The sequence below is a fragment of the Roseovarius litorisediminis genome (assembly GCF_900172295.1).
Classification (GTDB): domain Bacteria; phylum Pseudomonadota; class Alphaproteobacteria; order Rhodobacterales; family Rhodobacteraceae; genus Roseovarius; species Roseovarius litorisediminis.
The window spans coordinates 262,075-279,058 of the sequence record NZ_FWFL01000004.1 but is presented as its reverse complement, the minus strand read 5'-3'; the positions used below and the strand labels follow the sequence as shown (position 1 = coordinate 279,058).

At 57.1% G+C, this 16,984-nt stretch carries 17 protein-coding genes and 1 riboswitch; of the genes, 11 read left to right on the top strand and 6 right to left on the bottom strand.

Annotated features, from left to right (window positions below; all coding sequences use genetic code 11):
* Positions 1 to 17 precede the first annotated feature (17 nt).
* Positions 18 to 611 carry a TetR/AcrR family transcriptional regulator gene (locus PEL8287_RS09800; protein ID WP_085892196.1) on the bottom strand — a complete coding sequence of 198 codons (594 nt, stop codon included), beginning with the start codon at positions 609 to 611 and terminating at the stop codon, positions 18 to 20.
* Positions 612 to 677: 66 nt separating this feature from the next.
* Between PEL8287_RS09800 and PEL8287_RS09795 the strand changes: the two genes are divergently transcribed.
* Positions 678 to 1,259 (top strand): NAD(P)H-dependent oxidoreductase, encoded by a 582-nt coding sequence (locus tag PEL8287_RS09795; protein WP_085892195.1) that lies wholly within the window; start codon positions 678 to 680, stop codon positions 1,257 to 1,259.
* 25 nt (positions 1,260 to 1,284) lie between these two features.
* Positions 1,285 to 1,773, top strand: a complete 489-nt coding sequence (locus PEL8287_RS09790; protein WP_176228608.1) for an anthrone oxygenase family protein — start codon at positions 1,285 to 1,287, stop codon at positions 1,771 to 1,773.
* A 71-nt stretch (positions 1,774 to 1,844) separates the two neighbouring features.
* Here the strand turns inward: PEL8287_RS09790 and PEL8287_RS09785 are convergent, their stop codons facing one another.
* The gene (locus PEL8287_RS09785) at positions 1,845 to 3,410 is read right to left on the bottom strand and encodes a 2-isopropylmalate synthase (RefSeq protein WP_085892193.1); all 1,566 of its coding nucleotides are present in this window, start codon (positions 3,408 to 3,410) and stop codon (positions 1,845 to 1,847) included.
* Positions 3,411 to 3,827: 417 nt separating this feature from the next.
* On the opposite strand from PEL8287_RS09785, the gene PEL8287_RS09780 reads away from it, so the two are divergent.
* Complete coding sequence (locus PEL8287_RS09780) at positions 3,828 to 4,493, top strand: SDR family NAD(P)-dependent oxidoreductase (RefSeq protein ID WP_085892192.1); 666 nt, start codon at positions 3,828 to 3,830, stop codon at positions 4,491 to 4,493.
* A 39-nt stretch (positions 4,494 to 4,532) separates the two neighbouring features.
* Here PEL8287_RS09780 and PEL8287_RS09775 read toward each other — a convergent pair whose 3' ends face one another.
* Complete coding sequence (locus tag PEL8287_RS09775) at positions 4,533 to 5,990, bottom strand: MORN repeat-containing protein (RefSeq protein WP_085892191.1); 1,458 nt, start codon at positions 5,988 to 5,990, stop codon at positions 4,533 to 4,535.
* Between the two features lie 152 nt (positions 5,991 to 6,142).
* Between PEL8287_RS09775 and PEL8287_RS09770 the strand changes: the two genes are divergently transcribed.
* The 3 genes from PEL8287_RS09770 to PEL8287_RS09760 all read left to right on the top strand — a co-directional run bounded on the left by PEL8287_RS09770 (position 6,143) and on the right by PEL8287_RS09760 (position 9,262).
* Positions 6,143 to 7,813, top strand: a complete 1,671-nt coding sequence (locus tag PEL8287_RS09770; RefSeq protein WP_085892190.1) for an NAD+ synthase — start codon at positions 6,143 to 6,145, stop codon at positions 7,811 to 7,813.
* Between the two features lie 163 nt (positions 7,814 to 7,976).
* On the top strand, positions 7,977 to 8,396 hold the full coding sequence (locus PEL8287_RS09765; protein WP_085892189.1) for a hypothetical protein: 420 nt from the start codon (positions 7,977 to 7,979) through the stop codon (positions 8,394 to 8,396).
* 56 nt (positions 8,397 to 8,452) lie between these two features.
* Positions 8,453 to 9,262, top strand: coding sequence for a CE1 family esterase (locus tag PEL8287_RS09760; protein ID WP_085892188.1), 810 nt, complete (start codon positions 8,453 to 8,455; stop codon positions 9,260 to 9,262).
* Between the two features lie 28 nt (positions 9,263 to 9,290).
* Here PEL8287_RS09760 and PEL8287_RS09755 read toward each other — a convergent pair whose 3' ends face one another.
* A complete protein-coding gene (locus tag PEL8287_RS09755; protein WP_085892187.1) occupies positions 9,291 to 10,211 on the bottom strand; it encodes an MBL fold metallo-hydrolase in 921 nt (306 codons plus the stop codon).
* Positions 10,212 to 10,451: 240 nt separating this feature from the next.
* Between PEL8287_RS09755 and gltX the strand changes: the two genes are divergently transcribed.
* On the top strand, positions 10,452 to 11,777 hold the full coding sequence (gene gltX, locus PEL8287_RS09750) for a glutamate--tRNA ligase (protein WP_085892186.1): 1,326 nt from the start codon (positions 10,452 to 10,454) through the stop codon (positions 11,775 to 11,777).
* On the opposite strand, the gene PEL8287_RS09745 is transcribed toward gltX, so the two are convergent.
* On the bottom strand, positions 11,761 to 13,041 hold the full coding sequence (locus tag PEL8287_RS09745; protein ID WP_085892185.1) for a DUF2254 domain-containing protein: 1,281 nt from the start codon (positions 13,039 to 13,041) through the stop codon (positions 11,761 to 11,763). The genes gltX and PEL8287_RS09745 overlap by 17 nt on opposite strands.
* Positions 13,042 to 13,140: 99 nt before the next feature.
* A complete protein-coding gene (locus PEL8287_RS09740) occupies positions 13,141 to 13,674 on the bottom strand; it encodes a gamma-glutamylcyclotransferase family protein (protein WP_235862267.1) in 534 nt (177 codons plus the stop codon).
* Positions 13,675 to 13,802: 128 nt separating this feature from the next.
* Here PEL8287_RS09740 and PEL8287_RS09735 point away from each other — a divergent pair, with 128 nt between their 5' ends.
* The 4 genes from PEL8287_RS09735 (at position 13,803) to gcvH (ending at position 16,942) form a co-directional block, all read left to right on the top strand.
* Positions 13,803 to 14,267, top strand: coding sequence for an RrF2 family transcriptional regulator (locus PEL8287_RS09735; RefSeq protein WP_085892183.1), 465 nt, complete (start codon positions 13,803 to 13,805; stop codon positions 14,265 to 14,267).
* 50 nt (positions 14,268 to 14,317) lie between these two features.
* The gene (locus PEL8287_RS09730; protein ID WP_085892182.1) at positions 14,318 to 15,103 is read left to right on the top strand and encodes an SDR family oxidoreductase; all 786 of its coding nucleotides are present in this window, start codon (positions 14,318 to 14,320) and stop codon (positions 15,101 to 15,103) included.
* Positions 15,104 to 15,197: 94 nt separating this feature from the next.
* Positions 15,198 to 15,284, top strand: a riboswitch (glycine riboswitch).
* A 155-nt stretch (positions 15,285 to 15,439) separates the two neighbouring features.
* Positions 15,440 to 16,564 carry a glycine cleavage system aminomethyltransferase GcvT gene (gene gcvT, locus PEL8287_RS09725; RefSeq protein ID WP_085892181.1) on the top strand — a complete coding sequence of 375 codons (1,125 nt, stop codon included), beginning with the start codon at positions 15,440 to 15,442 and terminating at the stop codon, positions 16,562 to 16,564.
* A gap of 18 nt (positions 16,565 to 16,582) precedes the next feature.
* Complete coding sequence (gene gcvH, locus PEL8287_RS09720) at positions 16,583 to 16,942, top strand: glycine cleavage system protein GcvH (RefSeq protein ID WP_085892180.1); 360 nt, start codon at positions 16,583 to 16,585, stop codon at positions 16,940 to 16,942.
* Positions 16,943 to 16,984 lie beyond the last annotated feature (42 nt).

Here is a 16,984-nt window from a genome sequence, read left to right as displayed (position 1 = left end):
GTGCGACCGGGCGTTGTTCATGCTTCGTTAAGTGTCAGGCTTTGAATGGCGATGGCGCTTATTCGTTCTATATAGCGCGGCTGAGGCCAGCCACAGGTCACGGTCAACTGTTCCCAGTTTGAAATTGATAGCAGCGTCCACAGAATATCTGTCGCGCTGTCAGGGTCCAATTCCGGTTTCAAAAGGTCTTCGGCGTCAAGCGCAGTTATAGCCGCGGCGCATCCCTCGCGCATGTCCTGCATTCTATCCGCCCAGGCTGTGGCGGCGTCTGCGTCGGTCTCTTTCATCACCATCAGTGTTTTGGCCACGCCAAAGATTTTGGGAATATGGTTGGCCCAGGCCTCGATGTAGCGGCGCAGCCTGTCGGTGCCAGATTTGGCTGACCGCGTTTCCGCCAACCCGTCCTGTATTCCAAAAACTTCATCCTGATATTTGGTTGTGGCGATGAATAGTTCGGTCCGGTTGGGAAAGTGCAGGTACAGCGCCTGCCGGCTGACCCCAGCCTTTTTAGCAATATCAGACATTCGTGCGGCTACGCCCGGATTTGAATCAAGCAACTCCCAGGTTGCTTTGAGAATTCGGGTGCGGGTGGGTAAATTTTGACTTGACATAGTGTAAACCTTCTCTTACTTGACATCGTGTCAATTGACACTGTGTAAAGTCAACGGAGAAATGCAATGAAGAAGAAAATATTCATCTGGGTGGCACATCCGCGCGCAAAATCGCTTTGTGGAAAACTGGCGGATGCCTATCAGGAAGGTGCGAAAGGCAAGGGCGGCCAGGTTCGGCGAATGGATTTGGCGAATATGGTCTTTGATCCGCACTTCGACGGCTATGGCCCGGATGCCCCTGCGCTAGAACCTGATCTGTTGGAGTGGCAGGAAAATGTTGCCTGGGCTGATCATCTGCTGATCGTGCATCCCTATTGGTGGGGCGCCATGCCCACGACAGCCAAGGCAGTGCTGGACCGCGCGCTGACCTCGGGCTTTGGCTATAAATATCACAGTCGCGGGATGGGCTGGGACAAGCTGCTGACGGGCCGTACAGCCGATGCGCTGATCACCTCGGACACGCCACCGCTGATAGATACGTTCATTTACCGTAAACCGGCGCGTCGGGTGATCCGCAACCAGGTTCTGGGTTTTTGCGGGATCAAGGCGCGCAATGTTGTCCAGTTTGGGTCGGTCAAACTGGCAGATGCGGCAAAAATCACCGGCTGGATCACCAAAGCCCATGAAATGGGCCGCTCGGCGGCCTGACAACCGTCTTAGAGGATTAAAAACTATGACACATACAATCGAACTTATCGCCTACGCAGGGGCGACTTTGCTTACCGGACTTGTTGCCGGGGTCTTTCTGGCTTTTTCCGACTTCGTCATGCGCTCACTTAGCGCAGCAACGCCCGTAGCCGGGATCGAGGCGATGCAACTGATCAACCGCAAGGTTTATGCCTCGGTCTTTCTGGTGTGGCTGCTGGGGATGGCACCGGTATCAGCTGCGTTGGCTGCTTACGCTTGGTTTGCCATTGATGGCCCTGCCGCGGACTGGTTCATTGCCGGCGGAACGATCTACGTGATCGGCACGTTTCTGGTGACAATGCTGGGCAATGTTCCGATGAACAGGCGGCTGGACGGCATGACAACCGCTGGGGCCGAAACGCAGATTTACTGGCAAACATACGCTACCTACTGGACCATGTGGAACCACGTGCGTACCGTTTCGTCAGCACTGGCTTCGGGGTGTTTTCTGGTGGGGTGCGTTCTTTATGCCTGACAGGCGCCAGGCCACTGAGCTTTCATCACGAAAACAAAAGGGCGCATCCGTTGGAATGCGCCCTTTTTTCTTCAGGAAACGTCTTTGTACGACACTTCCCGCGCATCCGAACCGGTTTTTTCGCGTCGGACCAACAGACGGTTCAGGGCATGAACATAAGCCTTGGCGCTGGCGACCACAGTGTCGGTATCAGCCGATTGGCCGGTGACGATCCGGCCGTCTTCTTCCATCCGCACGCTGACCGTGGCCTGCGCATCGGTACCTTCGGTCACGGCGTGCACCTGATAAAGTTGCAGCCGCGCGTCATGTGGAAAGAGATTTTTAACCGCATTGAATGTCGCGTCCACGGGTCCGTCACCGGTGGCCTCGGTGCCGTGTTCAACGCCGTCAACTTCCATTGTCAAAGTGGCCATCTGTGGACCATCGGTGCCGCAAACAACGCGCAAGTGCTTGATTTGCAAGCGATTACTGTCAGTGTCCGCGCCTGCGGTGACCAGGGCGATCAGGTCGTCATCGTAGACTTCCTTTTTACGATCAGCCAGTTCCTTGAAGCGCACAAAGACATCATTCAGTTGATTATCAGCCAGTTCATATCCCAAATCCTTGAGCTTTGAACGCAACGCAGCGCGCCCCGAATGTTTACCCATAACGATATTGGTTTCGGTCAGGCCCACATCTTCAGGGCGCATGATTTCAAACGTCTCGGCGTTTTTCAGCATGCCGTCCTGATGGATGCCGGATTCGTGGGCAAAGGCGTTTTTACCAACGATGGCCTTGTTGAACTGCACCGGAAAGCCCGACACGCTGGCCACGCGGCGCGAGATGTTCATGATTTTGGTCGTGTCAATGCCGGTGTAGAAGGGCAATATATCCCCGCGTACTTTCATCGCCATGACGACTTCTTCCAGGGCCGTGTTGCCTGCGCGTTCGCCTAAGCCATTGATTGTGCATTCAATTTGCCGGGCGCCGCCTTCAACCGCTGCCAGGCTGTTGGCCGTGGCCATGCCCAGATCGTTGTGGCAGTGAGTGGCAAACACCACCTCATCCGCGCCCGGGACGGTGGCGATCAGGCGGCGGATCAGGTTGGCGGATTCGACCGGTGCGGTATAGCCGACCGTATCGGGGATGTTGATGGTGGTGGCACCGGCCTTGATCGCAATCTCAACCGTGCGGCACAGATAATCCCATTCGGTGCGGGTGGCATCCATCGGTGACCATTGTACGTTGTCGCAAAGATTACGCGCATGGGTTACGGTTTCATGGATACGGTCGGCCATCTCATCCTGGGTCAGGTTGGGAATAGCGCGATGCAGGGGGGAGGTGCCGATAAAGGTATGAATGCGCGGGCGTTTCGCGTGTTGCACCGCCTCCCAACACCGGTCAATATCTTTGAAATTCGCGCGAGCAAGGCCGCATATCACTGAATTCGCGGCATTTTTCGCAATCTCGCTGACGGCATTAAAGTCGCCCTCGGAGGCAATAGGGAAGCCAGCCTCGATGATGTCGACGCCCATCTCATCCAGCAGGCCAGCGATTTCCAGCTTTTCGGCGTGAGTCATAGTGGCGCCGGGGGATTGTTCGCCGTCGCGTAAAGTGGTGTCAAAGATCACCACTCGGTCTTTGGTTTGATCGGTCATTTCGGGTCTCTTTATGTGATTGTCCTAAGCCTGTGGCGCGAAAAGGCACATCCTCTGAGCGGTCGCGCCGTCTGGCACGCTCAGAGGCGGCTTAGGAGTAGCAGGATAGCGCGACAGGCGGCGCCAGAGGGCCGCTGAGCAAATGCGATATGATCCTGCGTTTTCATGGGGGAAATTATAGGCACGGTTTTGGGGGATGGAAACCCTGATTTTGGAATGTTTACCTGCGGAGTAGGTAGAATCGGATAAAGTTATAGTTTCCATATTGGGAATTGGCGATTTTGGGCAGGATCGCGGGGGTGTGGTGCCCATAGCAAAGTTAACGGCGCCTGTGTAGGTAGCGCACAGATTGCACATGGATCTGCGCGTTTCCAAGCGTTGCCTTGAAGTTGTGGCAGGGGCTGCTAGCTGTGACTCATGGAAAAGGCATTGATTATCGGAGTCTCGGGCGGAATCGGCGATGCAATGAGCGCGGCCCTGACCGCTAGGGGCATAGCTGTCACGGGGGTGTCGCGCAGCGGCGACGGTCTGGACGTAACTGATGAGGCGTCAGTTCATCGTGTGCTTGGGCCTCTGGCTGGGCCCTTCGATCTGATCTTTGTCGCCACTGGTGCGCTGGAGATTGATGGTGCAGAGCCCGAGAAAAACCTCAGATCGGTCACGGCCAGGGCAATGATGGACCAATTCATGCTGAATTGCGTAGGGCCGTCGCTGGCAATGAAACATGCGATCCGCCTGATGCCCCGTGACCGGCGTTGCGTTTTTGCTGCGCTGTCCGCCAGAGTCGGATCCATTGGGGACAATGGTTTTGGCGGCTGGTATTCCTATCGTACCGCCAAGGCTGCACTGAACCAGATGATCCATACCGGCGCGATTGAACTGGCGCGCACCCACCGCCACGCGATTTGTGTCGCGCTGCACCCTGGGACGGTTCGAACGTCCTTTACCGAAAAGTATCTTGGCCGCCATCCCGCAGTGCCGGCACCTGAAGCTGCTGCAAACCTTCTGGCGGTACTTGACGGCCTTTCGCCGGAACACACCGGTCAGTTTCTGGACTGGCAGGGCAAACCTGTCCCCTGGTAAGGGGGCCTGGAACACACGCACATCGGCCTGGCAATGCCATCACTCAGACGGCGTATTATCCGTGGTCGTATCGGCCACGCCTTCGCTGCCTGAGGATTCTGCTTTATTGGAAAGGGCCCCATCCTGCCACTTGCCGCTGGCCTCTTCGCCTGTGGCATAGCGCATGATGCCTTCACCCTGGCGTTTGCCGTTGCGGAACATACCCTCGTAGACATCGCCGTTCAGATAGGTGGCCGTACCTTTGCCGCTGATTTCACCATTCTGCCATTCGCCCGAGTATTTGAAGCCATCCGGCATCACAATCTCGCCCTGACCATGGCGTTGGCCTGCGCTGAACTGGCCGGTGTAGACAGTACCATCGGGATAGGTAGCTGTGCCCTGGCCCTGGCGCTGACCGTCTTCCCAGTTGCCTTCGTACCGGTAGCCGTCGGCATATGTCATCACGCCATGCCCGTGGTTGCGGGCATTCTGAAATTCGCCTTCATAGACCAGACCATTCGGATAGGTGGCCTTGCCCGTGCCATCAATCACGCCGCCGCGCCATTCGCCTTCGTAGGTCGAGCCATCTGGATAGGTAATTTTGCCCTCGCCATTGGCCAGATCATCGCGAAACTCGCCCTCATAGACCGATCCGTCAGGATAGGTGACCTTGCCTTGGCCCGAGATTTTGCCGGCACTCCATGACCCGACATACTCGTACCCGTCTGTTCCCGTGAATTTCCCTTGCCCATGGCGGCGGTCATCCTTGAATTCGCCCTCATAGACATCGCCATTTTCATAGGTGACGCGGCCGGTGCCTTCGCGCCGACCGCTGACAAGTGTGCCCTCGTAGACATCGCCATTGGGCTGGGTCAGTTTGCCGGTGCCATTGATCTGGCCATCTTTCCAGAGGCCGGTATAGATCAACCCGTCGGGCATGATCAGCGTGCCTTTGCCATCACGTGTGCCGCGTTTGACCTCGCCTTCGTATACGGCGCCGTCCGGATAGGTGATCTTGGCCATGCCTTCCTTGACGCCATTGACCCAATCGCCATCATAAATATACCCGCCGGGCGATTCCATTCGGCCCCGCCCGTCGTGCATCGCATTGCGAAAGCCTCCTTCGAACCGCACACCATTGGCGTATACCGCCACACCGCGCCCGGTGATTTTGCCATCTTCCCAGGTGCCTTCATAGGTGCCGCCATCGGTAAAGACGATTATGCCAACGCCGTTGGGTTTGCCCTTTGCAAATTCACCTTCGTAAACAGATCCGTTCGGAAAGCGTGCAACACCTTTGCCTTTGATTTCACCTTCAACCCACTCGCCGGAATATTCATAGCCATTGGGCAGGGTATAGGTTCCTGTGCCGTGCTGAAGGCCATTCTTGAAGGTGCCTTCGTAGATGCCGCCATCGTCATATTGCTTGGTGCGTACATCGCCATCCTGTGCGTGCAGCATGCTGGCGCCGGTCAGCGCGGCGATGAGTGTGATGGTCCGTGTCAGTGAAAACGTCATTTTTGCCCCTGAAGCCCCAGCCCGCCAATGCCTTGCGGGTGCGGGAAATCTAGTGGACCGGTGGCGGGCTGACAATGTGTTTTGCTCAAATCGGCTTTCCCTCGCCGGGCGATCTGCTAAATCAGGCAAGGAAATCAAGCGCGAGGCACCCGATGGCCGACAGGTTTCGCCTGACACTGGCACAACTGAACCCCACGGTGGGCGATCTTGACGGCAACGCCGTGATGGCACGCAAGGCGTGGGAAGCGGGGCGCAAGGCAGGCGCACAACTGGTAGCGCTGCCCGAGATGTTCATCACTGGTTACAACACGCAGGATCTGGTGATGAAACCGGCCTTTCACCAGGCGGCCATCGCCAAGCTGGAAGAGCTGGCGCACGATTGCGCAGACGGCCCGGCGCTGGCGATTGGTGGTCCGGCGCTTGAGGGGGCAGGGCTGTATAACGCTTATTACATCCTGCAAAATGGCCGCACGAGCGCCTGTGTGCTGAAGCATCATTTGCCCAATGAAACTGTGTTCGACGAGGTGCGGATTTACGATTCGGCCGAGGTTGGCGGACCTTATGTCGTCGATGATGTGCGCATCGGCAGTCCGATCTGCGAGGACGCCTGGCATGAAGACGTGACCGAGACCCTGGCCGAGACGGGGGCGGAATTTCTGCTGGTTCCCAATGGGTCGCCTTATTACCGCAACAAGATGGAGGTGCGTCAGAACCTGATGGTGGCGCGGGTGGTCGAAACCGGATTGCCGCTGATTTATCTCAACCTTGTGGGCGGGCAGGACGATCAGGTGTTCGACGGCGGCACGTTTGTTTTGAACCCCGGTGGTGAGCTGGCGTTGCAGATGCCCGTTTTTGAAGAGGCGATCACGCATCTTGATATGGTGCGCACGCCAGAGGGCTGGCGCGCTGAACAGGGTGAGCTGGCGCATATTCCCGACGCTTATGAGCAGGATTACAACGCCATGGTTCTGAGCCTGCGCGATTACATGCGCAAAACCGGGTTCAAACGGGTGCTGCTGGGGCTGTCGGGCGGCATTGACAGTGCCATCGTGGCAACGATTGCCGTTGATGCTCTGGGACCCAAGAATGTGCGCTGTGTGATGCTGCCGTCGGAATATACCAGTCAGTCCAGCCTGGACGATGCCAAGACTGTGGCCGAAAATCTGGGCTGCCGGTATGATTTTGTGCCAATATCCGAGGGGCGGCAGGCCGTTACCAATACCCTGGCGCCCCTGTTCGAGGGAACCGAGCCGGGCTTGACCGAGGAGAATATCCAATCGCGCCTGCGCGGGCTGTTGTTGATGGCCATGTCGAACAAGTTCGGTGAGATGCTGCTGACGACCGGCAACAAGTCCGAGGTCGCGGTAGGATATGCAACCATCTATGGCGACATGGCGGGCGGCTACAACCCGATAAAGGATATGTACAAGACCCGCGTTTTTGAAACCTGCCGTTGGCGCAACGCCAATCACCGTGACTGGATGATGGGCCCCGAAGGTGAAGTCATCCCGCCCAATGTGATCGACAAGCCCCCCAGTGCCGAGCTGCGCGAAGATCAGAAAGACAGCGATTCACTGCCTGATTACCCCGTGCTGGACGGTATCCTGGAAATCCTAGTGGATCGGGATGGCAGCATCGGCGATTGCGTCGCGGCTGGGTATGACCGGGCCGATGCCAAGCGGGTCGAACACCTGCTATACATTAGCGAATACAAACGGTTCCAGTCGGCCCCGGGCACCCGCTTGTCCAAACACGCCTTCTGGCTGGATCGTCGCTATCCCATCGTCAACCGCTGGCGGGATGAACGCGAAGCCGATGTTTGAAGTGCGACGCAGCAAATCCAACGCCCGCGTGCTCATGATTCTGAGTACAGTGTTTTTCCTTGTTGCTTTGTTTGCCTTTTATGGATTTGCGCAATACGGGCTGTCGGGCCTGTTTTCACCTCTTGTTTTCGCGATCTGAGGCCTGCCGCTACTGGCGGGGCTGGTGATTCTTTGGGCCGGCGCTCGGCAGTCAAAATATCCTCAGCTTCTTCTGCAAGCAGATGAAACTGGTATCAAACTGGGTGAGGGTGAAAAGACGCATTGGTCAAACGTCGAGTCACTCATCGTTTTGAATTCCTATCTTGCGTATTCTCCAAGGCAAATTTTGACCGTGAGGCGGCGTTACACGCCATCGGGATCTGCCGCCAAACGTGTAGAAACCGTGGCGCGGCACGTGCTGGAAGATCGCAGCACACCCATATCGCTAGGCGATCGCCCGGCAGCAGAAATTCTGGATCGACTTGGTACTCTCATGGCCGGTGCCGGATATCGGCTGGACGGCTCACCAACACGGAAATACCGCGGTCTTTGCACCCAAAGCCTTTGGCCGGTAATCTCTGATGACCACAAAGATGTGATTTGAGCTATTCATAAAGGGCTGCAAATTGGAGCTGACTTTTTAAGCCAGAGGATTTACCGATGCGCCTGCGTTTTTTGCTTGCCGTTCTTGCATGTATGGCGGCCGCGCCGACCTTTGCCTGTGGACCTGATAGTGACTGCCAGTTAGGAAGCCGTCACTACCGAATTGCCATGCCTGAAGGGCATGATGGCAAAACCCCCGTCGGTGCGATTCTGTTTGCCCATGGCTATCGCGGGTCGGCCAAGGGGGTGATGCGCAATAGATCCCTGCGGCGTATGGCGTCTGAGATGGGGGTGGCACTGATTGCATTGAAATCGGGCGATGACGACTGGGTTATCCCCCACGCACCGCGGCATGAGGATGCGGATGGATCGGTTGAGTTCAATTATGTCGATGCGGTGCTGCGGGATGTCACGAAGAGGTTTGCCATTGATGACAGCCGGATCATGGCCAGCGGGTTTTCGGCAGGGGGCATGATGGTTTGGAATCTGGCCTGTGCGATGCCCAACCGCTTTTTCGGCTTTGCACCGATTTCCGGCACGTTCTGGCTGAAGCCGCCCAAGATCTGCAAATCTCCGGTAGCCAGCGTGGTGCATATTCATGGCGATTCTGATCCCACCGTACCGCTGGGCGGGCGTCAGATTTTGAACACCCATCAGGGGGACGTGATGGAGGCCATTGATATGTACCGTGATTTTGGAAATTTTGGGCAAGAGACCAGATTGCAGCAAGGCGGATTGACGTGCCGTAACCGACGCAACAATGAGGGCGAGATTCTGGATTTCTGTATGTTCAAGGGCGGCCATTCGTTCCGCACTGAATATGTGCGTTTCGCCTGGAACAGCCTGAAAAAAGCGGGGCAGTTTTAAATCAACTGCCCCGCCTTAAATGCGAAGTCTAAAGCATCATCTGATAGCTTGACGGCACATAGTGAAAGCCATCGCCGCGGGTATCGACATAGCCCAGGGCAGGCCAGGGCATGTGGTAGCCGATAAAGGGCAGCTTGTCGGCTGCCAGCATGCCCAACAATTTGCGCCGGGTTGCGGCGGCGGCGGTCTTGTCCTGATCGAATTTGACCTCCCAATCCGGATAGGCCAGCGACCAGACATAGTGGTTGGCAAAATCCGCGCCCAGCAACAACGGTTTGCCGTCGCTTTCCAACATATAAGTCATGTGGCCCGGTGTATGTCCAAACGCGCCGATTGCGGTAATGCCTGAAACCACGCTGGCTTCGGGGTTCAGCAGGGTGGTCTTTTCGGCCAGAGGCTTCATTTTAGAGTCAAACCCTGCATTGCCAGCCGCTGACCAGGCGTCAAATTCGGTGGCGCCGGTTACATAGCGTGCATTGGCAAAAGTGGGCGTGCCATCTGCCATCAGACCGCCGATGTGATCGCCGTGCATGTGGGTGATAACCACAACGTCAACCTGATCGGCGGTATATCCGGCAGCACTCAGGGCCGCGGTTATCCCATCGGGATTCAGACCGGTGTCAAAAAGCACCAGCTCCGCACCGGTATTCACCAAAGTCGGCGTAAAGAAAAACTGCGCCTTGTCGGTTGGCAGGTTAGCCGCAAGCGAGGCGGCTGCAAACTCTTCTTCGCTGGTGTTTAGCCCGAAAATCTTGTGAGGATCGGGGACGGTGCGGGTGGCCGCCAAAAGCGTTGTGATCTCAAAACTGCCAAGATTAAAGCGGTTATAGGGTGGTGTCGAAGCGCCCAGCATCGGGGCGGCTGCACGGGCGGCAGAGAATGCCCCTGCAAGCGGCAACGCTGCGGCAGATGCAAGGACAGTGCGGCGGGTAAGCATCGTTTTGGTCATGCGATTCCTCCTATGGATGAACAAAAGATAGTGCATTTTCGTAGAGGTCACCCGGGTTTCACATCATTGTGAGGTCCGCCAACCGGCATCGGCATGCTTCTGCCAGGAAGGATGGTTGCGTCTTTTCGGTTCAGGGTCGGGTAAAGCCGCTGCATTGCTGCTACTGCGCGGAATGCCTCCCTAGTTTTCTGGACAAAGCCTGCTTCATATGACATTTCGCAGGCGAACCAGGAGACACACATGACCACCACCCGTTTCGCCCCGTCACCCACCGGTTATATCCATGTGGGCAACCTGCGCACCGCGCTGATGAATTACCTGATCGCCGCCAAAACCGGCGGCACGTTCATCCTGCGGATCGATGATACCGATCCGGAACGTTCAAAAGAAGAATATGTTGATGGGATCAAGCGGGATCTGGAATGGCTGGGCCTGCACTGGGATCGGATCGAGCGGCAGTCTGAGCGGCTGGACCGTTACGCCGAGGCTGCCGATCGCCTGCGCGAGATGGGGCGTTTCTACGAGGCGTTCGAGACGCCGACAGAACTGGACCTCAAGCGCAAGAAGCTGCTGAACATGGGCCGGCCGCCGGTCTACGACCGCGCCGCGCTGAACCTGACAGACGAAGACAAGGACAAGCTGCGCGCCGAGCGTGGAGATGGTGTGTGGCGGTTCAAACTGGATCAGGAACGGATTGAGTGGAGCGATGGTATTCTGGGCGATATCTCGATCGATGCGGCATCGGTCAGTGACCCGGTGCTGATCAAGGCCGATGGTCAGGTTCTGTATACGCTGGCATCGGTGGTGGATGATACCGACATGGGTGTGACCAACATCGTGCGCGGATCTGACCATGTGACCAATACGGCGACGCAAATCCAGATCATCAAGGCCTTGGGTGGTGCAGTGCCAGCGTTTGCGCATCATTCTTTGCTGACCGGTCCGCAGGGCGAAAGCCTGTCGAAACGTCTGGGCACGCTGGCCTTGCGCGATCTGCGTGACCAGGGCGTTGAGCCGATGGCGCTGCTAAGCCTGATGGCGCGGCTGGGGTCGTCTGATCCGGTAGAGTTGCGCAATGATATGGCCGAGTTGATTGATGGGTTCGATATTTCGCATTTTGGCGCAGCGCCAACCAAGTTTGACGTAGCCGATCTTTTTCCTCTGACGGGCCGGTATCTGCAGGGGCTGCCGTTTGAGTCGGTAAAGTCAAAGATCGCAGCGATTGGTGTGCCGGACGACATGGCGAAACAGTTCTGGGCCGTGACCCGTGAGAATATCACCATTCTGGCCGATCTGGATTCCTGGTGGGAGATGTTCCGCAACGGGGCAGAGCCGGTAATTGACGATGAGGACCGCGAGTTTGTGGCCGAGGCTTTGACGTTGTTGCCGGACGGCCCCTATGACAGCGAAAGCTGGGGACAGTGGACCGCTGCGGTGAAAGAAGCGACGGGCCGCAAGGGCCGGGGGTTGTTCATGCCGCTGCGCAAGGCGCTGACCGGTCAGGCGCATGGGCCGGATATGGCGCAGGTGTTGCCGCTGCTGCAGAAGATCAAAGCGAAGGGCTAAAGCCCCCATCGGGGGCTGCAGCCTTTTGCAGGCGGTTCTTGTCGGCGTCGGTCAAAAGGGCAGTGTCCGCGTGCGCAAGCGCATATGACGACATCTTTTCGGTAGCGTCGGCCATGCCGGAAATGCTGCATTGCGAAAGCGAATGCAGGGCATGTTGCAGGCGGCATCCCACCTCGATCACCGAGGCCCCGTCGCGTGCTGTGCTTGAGAAAGCATTTTCAATCAAATCACTTGCGGTAAGTTCGGGCAGGAAAATATTGGCAAATTGCGGCGGCTCTTCGGGTGGGCTTGTGTGGGCCCATTCCCATAAAAGCTTTTCCTGACGGGCGATCACGTCGATCGCGGTTCCCGGATCATTGATGCCTGGCGAAAGCGCGCGTGAAGCGATCTCGGACAAGACCAGCAGGCCAAAGCCCGCGTCTTGTTCGAACGTGCGGTGCTGGCCAAATGTCAGGCAATTCCGGATCGACTCCAATTTACCTTCGGGCAGGCCGGAAACATGACCAAGTTGCTGACCTTCCAAAACAAACCGGCCCGGCGCGAGTGTGATATAGGCATAGGCGCCCGTGGATTTCAGCGTTTTGTCTGCCTGGTGTACATCAATGAATTGCAGATACCCCGAACAGGGTGCGCAGAGGGGTGTTGCGCCTGTGGGGATCACGGTGTCGGATGTCAGGGGAATAGCGCCAAACGCAGGGAACTTGCGGGTTTGCAGCAGGCTGGAACGCGCCTCGGCCTCGGCTGCGCGCAGGGTGGCATCCATGCTGCCCAGATCACTCAGATGGTCGATCCAGCGCAGTATCGCCAGGATGACAAGCACCAACACCACAACTGTATAGCCCATCACAACCACCGAAGCCCCAGGCGCGTGAAGTTTGGCCTTGAACAGGATAATGGCGCTGAGCGCATAGACAAAGGCACCGATAAAGGTGGCCAGAACGGTCTGGGTTGTCGTATCGGCCAGCAGGATTCGATGGGCCCGCGGGGTGGCCTGGGATGCGGCGGCGTTGTGCGCGGTGACCATCACATTCAATGAAAAGGTGCTGACGGCCAACATGCCCGAGGCAAGGATAGTCAGGACCGGCATCACCGCGTCGGGGGTGAAGCGTTCGCGCAGGAAGGTTGGGATCAGGTCATCCAGCAGCATCGCCGAGACCGAGGCGAGAATGGCCAAAAAAGCCATCAGCGCCACGCGCACCCACAGACGCCGGCTGAGGCGCAACAGCAAAAGAAAGGGTTTTGACGTGGGTTTGATGCTGTGCATATCGCCTCCTGACCTGAAGCATGAGCGATGTAGGGCAAGAGGTCCAGTGGCTGATTGCGACGCGCATCCGCCTTGACCGGTGGCCTTAGACGCGGATCATCAGGCCGGGTCGATGATCCGGACAGACAGGGCACGTAGGCGGTCGTCGACAAAATCCTGTTCATCGGGCTTGAGTGTGCGATGGCGTGGATAAACCGGTGCGGCGCGGTCGTCCATAACCGGCGCATCCCAGCCCGAAGTGGTATTGAAGAACCGCTCGGCGCCGTCCTCGCCGAATTCGCGCAGATAGCCCTGCACCACCACATCGATATAGCTAAGCAGGACGGGGTAGGTTTCTGACGGGATGCCGTGACGGCCATCAGGGATGGTATAGACAGCGATTTGCGGTTCATGGGGCAAGCCGTGCGTGATCTGATGCGCGGCATGGACGCGGTCATAAGCGCGTTCGCGTTCGTCCAGAGCAATCCAGTCATCGCCTGGAACCGCGGCGATCAGACCTTCAATCGTGCTGTCGGCGTCTGGCACGACCGTCAGATAAGCCACCGGGCGCAGCGTGGTGTGGCGCCAGACCCGGCGCCAGCCGCGCAAGCTGGCAGTATGGGCGTCATCAAACACATGGGTGTCGCGATTCACCAGGCTGCCATAGCCAAAGAAATATGCATGTGAATTATATGTTATCGGCCCGGCCCTTGATCTGAGTCATGTCGTGTAAAACAATTTGCCAGCAGAATAGCGCGAATTCAAGCAACTGGGCAGGTGCCATGCGTATCACCAAACGAACCAATATAGCTATTCGTCTGCTGATGTTCTGCGGGGTGAATTCTGATCGACTGGTCACGAAGTCTGAAATTTCGGCGTGTTGCAACACATCGGAAAGCCATCTGGCGCAGGTAATCAACCGGTTGGGTCAACTGGGATATCTGAGCACTCAGCGCGGGCGCAGCGGGGGGCTTAAGCTAAAACGTCCGATGTCCGAGATTACCATTGGTGAAGTTTTCCGAGAGTTGGAGGCGGGCGCGCCGATTGCCGAATGTTTCGCTGATGTCGATAATACTTGCCCGCTGGTAAACGCCTGCCGGCTGAAACTGGCCATCGCGGCGGCTGCGGAAGCGTTCTATGTGTATCTGGATAAAATAACGCTTGATGAACTGGTCTGCAATAACACGGCTTTGGCCAATATCATGGCGCTGCCGGGATGTAGGCGCGAGGCATTGGTTGACAACTGACCAGCGCTGCCTTTCCAATCTGCAGCAACAGATTGGGCAGGAATTCAGGTATGTGGGAATTGGGATTGTCCGGACGAGCCATCGTCACCGGAGCAGGGCAGGGTATAGGCCGGGCAATTGCGCTGCAACTGCTGGCTGCCGGATGCCACGTGCAGGCAATCGGACGGTCCGGGGAAAAGCTGCTGACGCTGGCAGACGAGGCAAAGGTCCCTGCAGATCAAGTGTTGGCGACTGCGCTTGATATTCAGGACACAGCCGCAGTTGCACAGACGTTGGCGAAGTCGCAAGCTGATCTTGGGCCGCCACGATATCTGGTCAATTCGGCGGGTGTCCTGAAATCATCGCGACTGCTGGACACACCCGAGGATGCACTGGCCAACACAATCGCCATCAACCTGACCGCAACCGTTGTGATGAGCCAGATCGTGGCTCGGCAGATGATTGAGGCCGGACAGGGCGCGATTGTGACCATCGGTTCAAATTCGGGTACCACTCCGCGTTTGTTACTGGGTGGCTATCCGGCATCCAAGGCAGGGCTTGAGATGGCGATGAAATGCCTGGGGCTGGAGTTGTCCGAATATGGCATCCGCTGCAATATCGTTTCGCCTGGTTCGACCGACACACCGATGCAGGCAGCCTATCAAGGTGACACCAAAAGCCGTGAAAGAGTGCTGAAGGGTGACACGGGCAGCTGGCGATTGGGAATTCCGCTGGGCCGCATGGCGCAGCCTGAGGACGTGGCCGATCTGGTGTTGTTCCTGTTGTCTGACAGGGCGCGTCACATCACCATGGAAAACATCGTGATTGACGGTGGAGGGACACTGGGCGCCAGATGAGTTCAAGCCATATGGTCGGGACTGAACAACCAGAAAGATGCAGCCCCAAACGATTGTGACTTGCAACGAATCGCGCGGCATACTATCGCACACTGAAATCTGATCGGGAGAACCGGCTATGCCGGTGCCGAAGGAGCAACCGCCCCGGAAACTCTCAGGCAAAAGGGACCGATTGGATTGAAGTACTCTGGAGAGTGGTGCAAGCTGCACCCGCCGAAGGGATAGCGATCTCAGGCGAAAGGACAGAGGGGGCATCGTGGCACAGCCCAAGAGGCGTGCCGGAACGATGCCGGAAAGATCGCCAGATTTTCCCCGGCAGTTTTTGGGAGGACCGAGATGAGCGATCTGCGTACAACTCCGCTTCGCGACCTGCATGTTGAACTGGGCGGCAAGATGGTGCCTTTTGCAGGGTATGAGATGCCTGTACAATTTCCACTGGGCGTGATGAAGGAACATCTCCACACCCGCGCCAAGGCAGGGTTGTTCGATGTCAGCCATATGGGGCAGGTGATTGTCTTTTCCAACCAGGGCTATCGTGCTGCTGCGTTGGCCATGGAGACGCTCGTTCCGGTGAACCTGGCGGATTTGGGCAAAAACCGGCAGCGCTATGGGTTTTTCACCAATGAAAAGGGTGGCATCGAGGACGATCTGATGCTGGCCAATCGCGGTGATCATATGTTCGTGGTCGTCAACGCTGCCTGCAAAGAAGGCGATGTCGCCCATATGCGCGAAAACCTTGCCGACTGTTCCGTTGAAGAAATCACCGACCGGGCGCTTTTAGCGCTGCAGGGGCCCTCCGCCGAGGCAGTGATGTCCGGTATTGTATCTGAGACGGCCGACATGAAATTCATGGATGTTGGTATGTTCGATTCCGATTTTGGTGAACTATGGATTTCCCGCTCGGGCTATACTGGCGAGGATGGTTTTGAGATTTCGGTAGCCAACGATCAGGCCGTGGCATTTGCCAAAGCACTGCTGGCACATGAGGATGTGGAACCCATCGGCCTGGGCGCACGTGATAGTTTGCGCCTGGAAGGCGGGCTTTGCCTTTATGGTAATGACATTGACGCAAATACCAGCCCGGTCGAGGCCGCACTGACATGGGCCATCCAGAAGGTGCGCCGCAGGGGCGGCGAACGCGAGGGCGGTTTCCCCGGTGCGGATCGCATACTGGATGAGCTGGAAAATGGTGCCGGGCGTACCCGTGTCGGACTGCGCCCCGACGGGCGGGCGCCGATGCGCGAAGGTACTGAACTATACGCCGCCGCAGAGGGTGGAGAGGTGATTGGCAAAATCACATCCGGCGCTTTTGGCCCTACGATTCAGGGGCCGATGTCGATGGGATATGTACCCAGCGATCTGGCCGCAGAAGGGACAAGACTTTTTGGGGAAGTGCGCGGCAAACGCCAACCTGTTTCGGTTGCTGCAATGCCCTTTACCCCAGCCAATTTCAAACGCTGATCATCGAAGGAGAGACAGATGAAATTCACCGAAGAACATGAGTGGCTGCGCGTCGAAGATGATGTCGTAGTTGTGGGTATTACCGAACATGCCAGTGAACAGCTGGGCGACGTTGTGTTCGTGGACCTGCCGGAAGTGGGCACTGAAGTGGTCAAAGATGACGAGGCCGTCGTGATCGAAAGCGTCAAGGCCGCCAGCGATATTCTGGCGCCGATCGACGGCGAGATCGTCGAGGTCAACGAGATGCTGGTTGATGAGCCGGGCAAGGTAAACGAAGATCCTCAGGGCGATGCCTGGTTCTTTAAGATCAAGGCAAGTGACCCGTCCCAGCTGGACGATTACATGGATGAAGCCGCCTATAAGAAGTTTATTGGCTAACGGATGATCGCTCTCGTCGGGGCCTTCTGACGAGAGCATTTT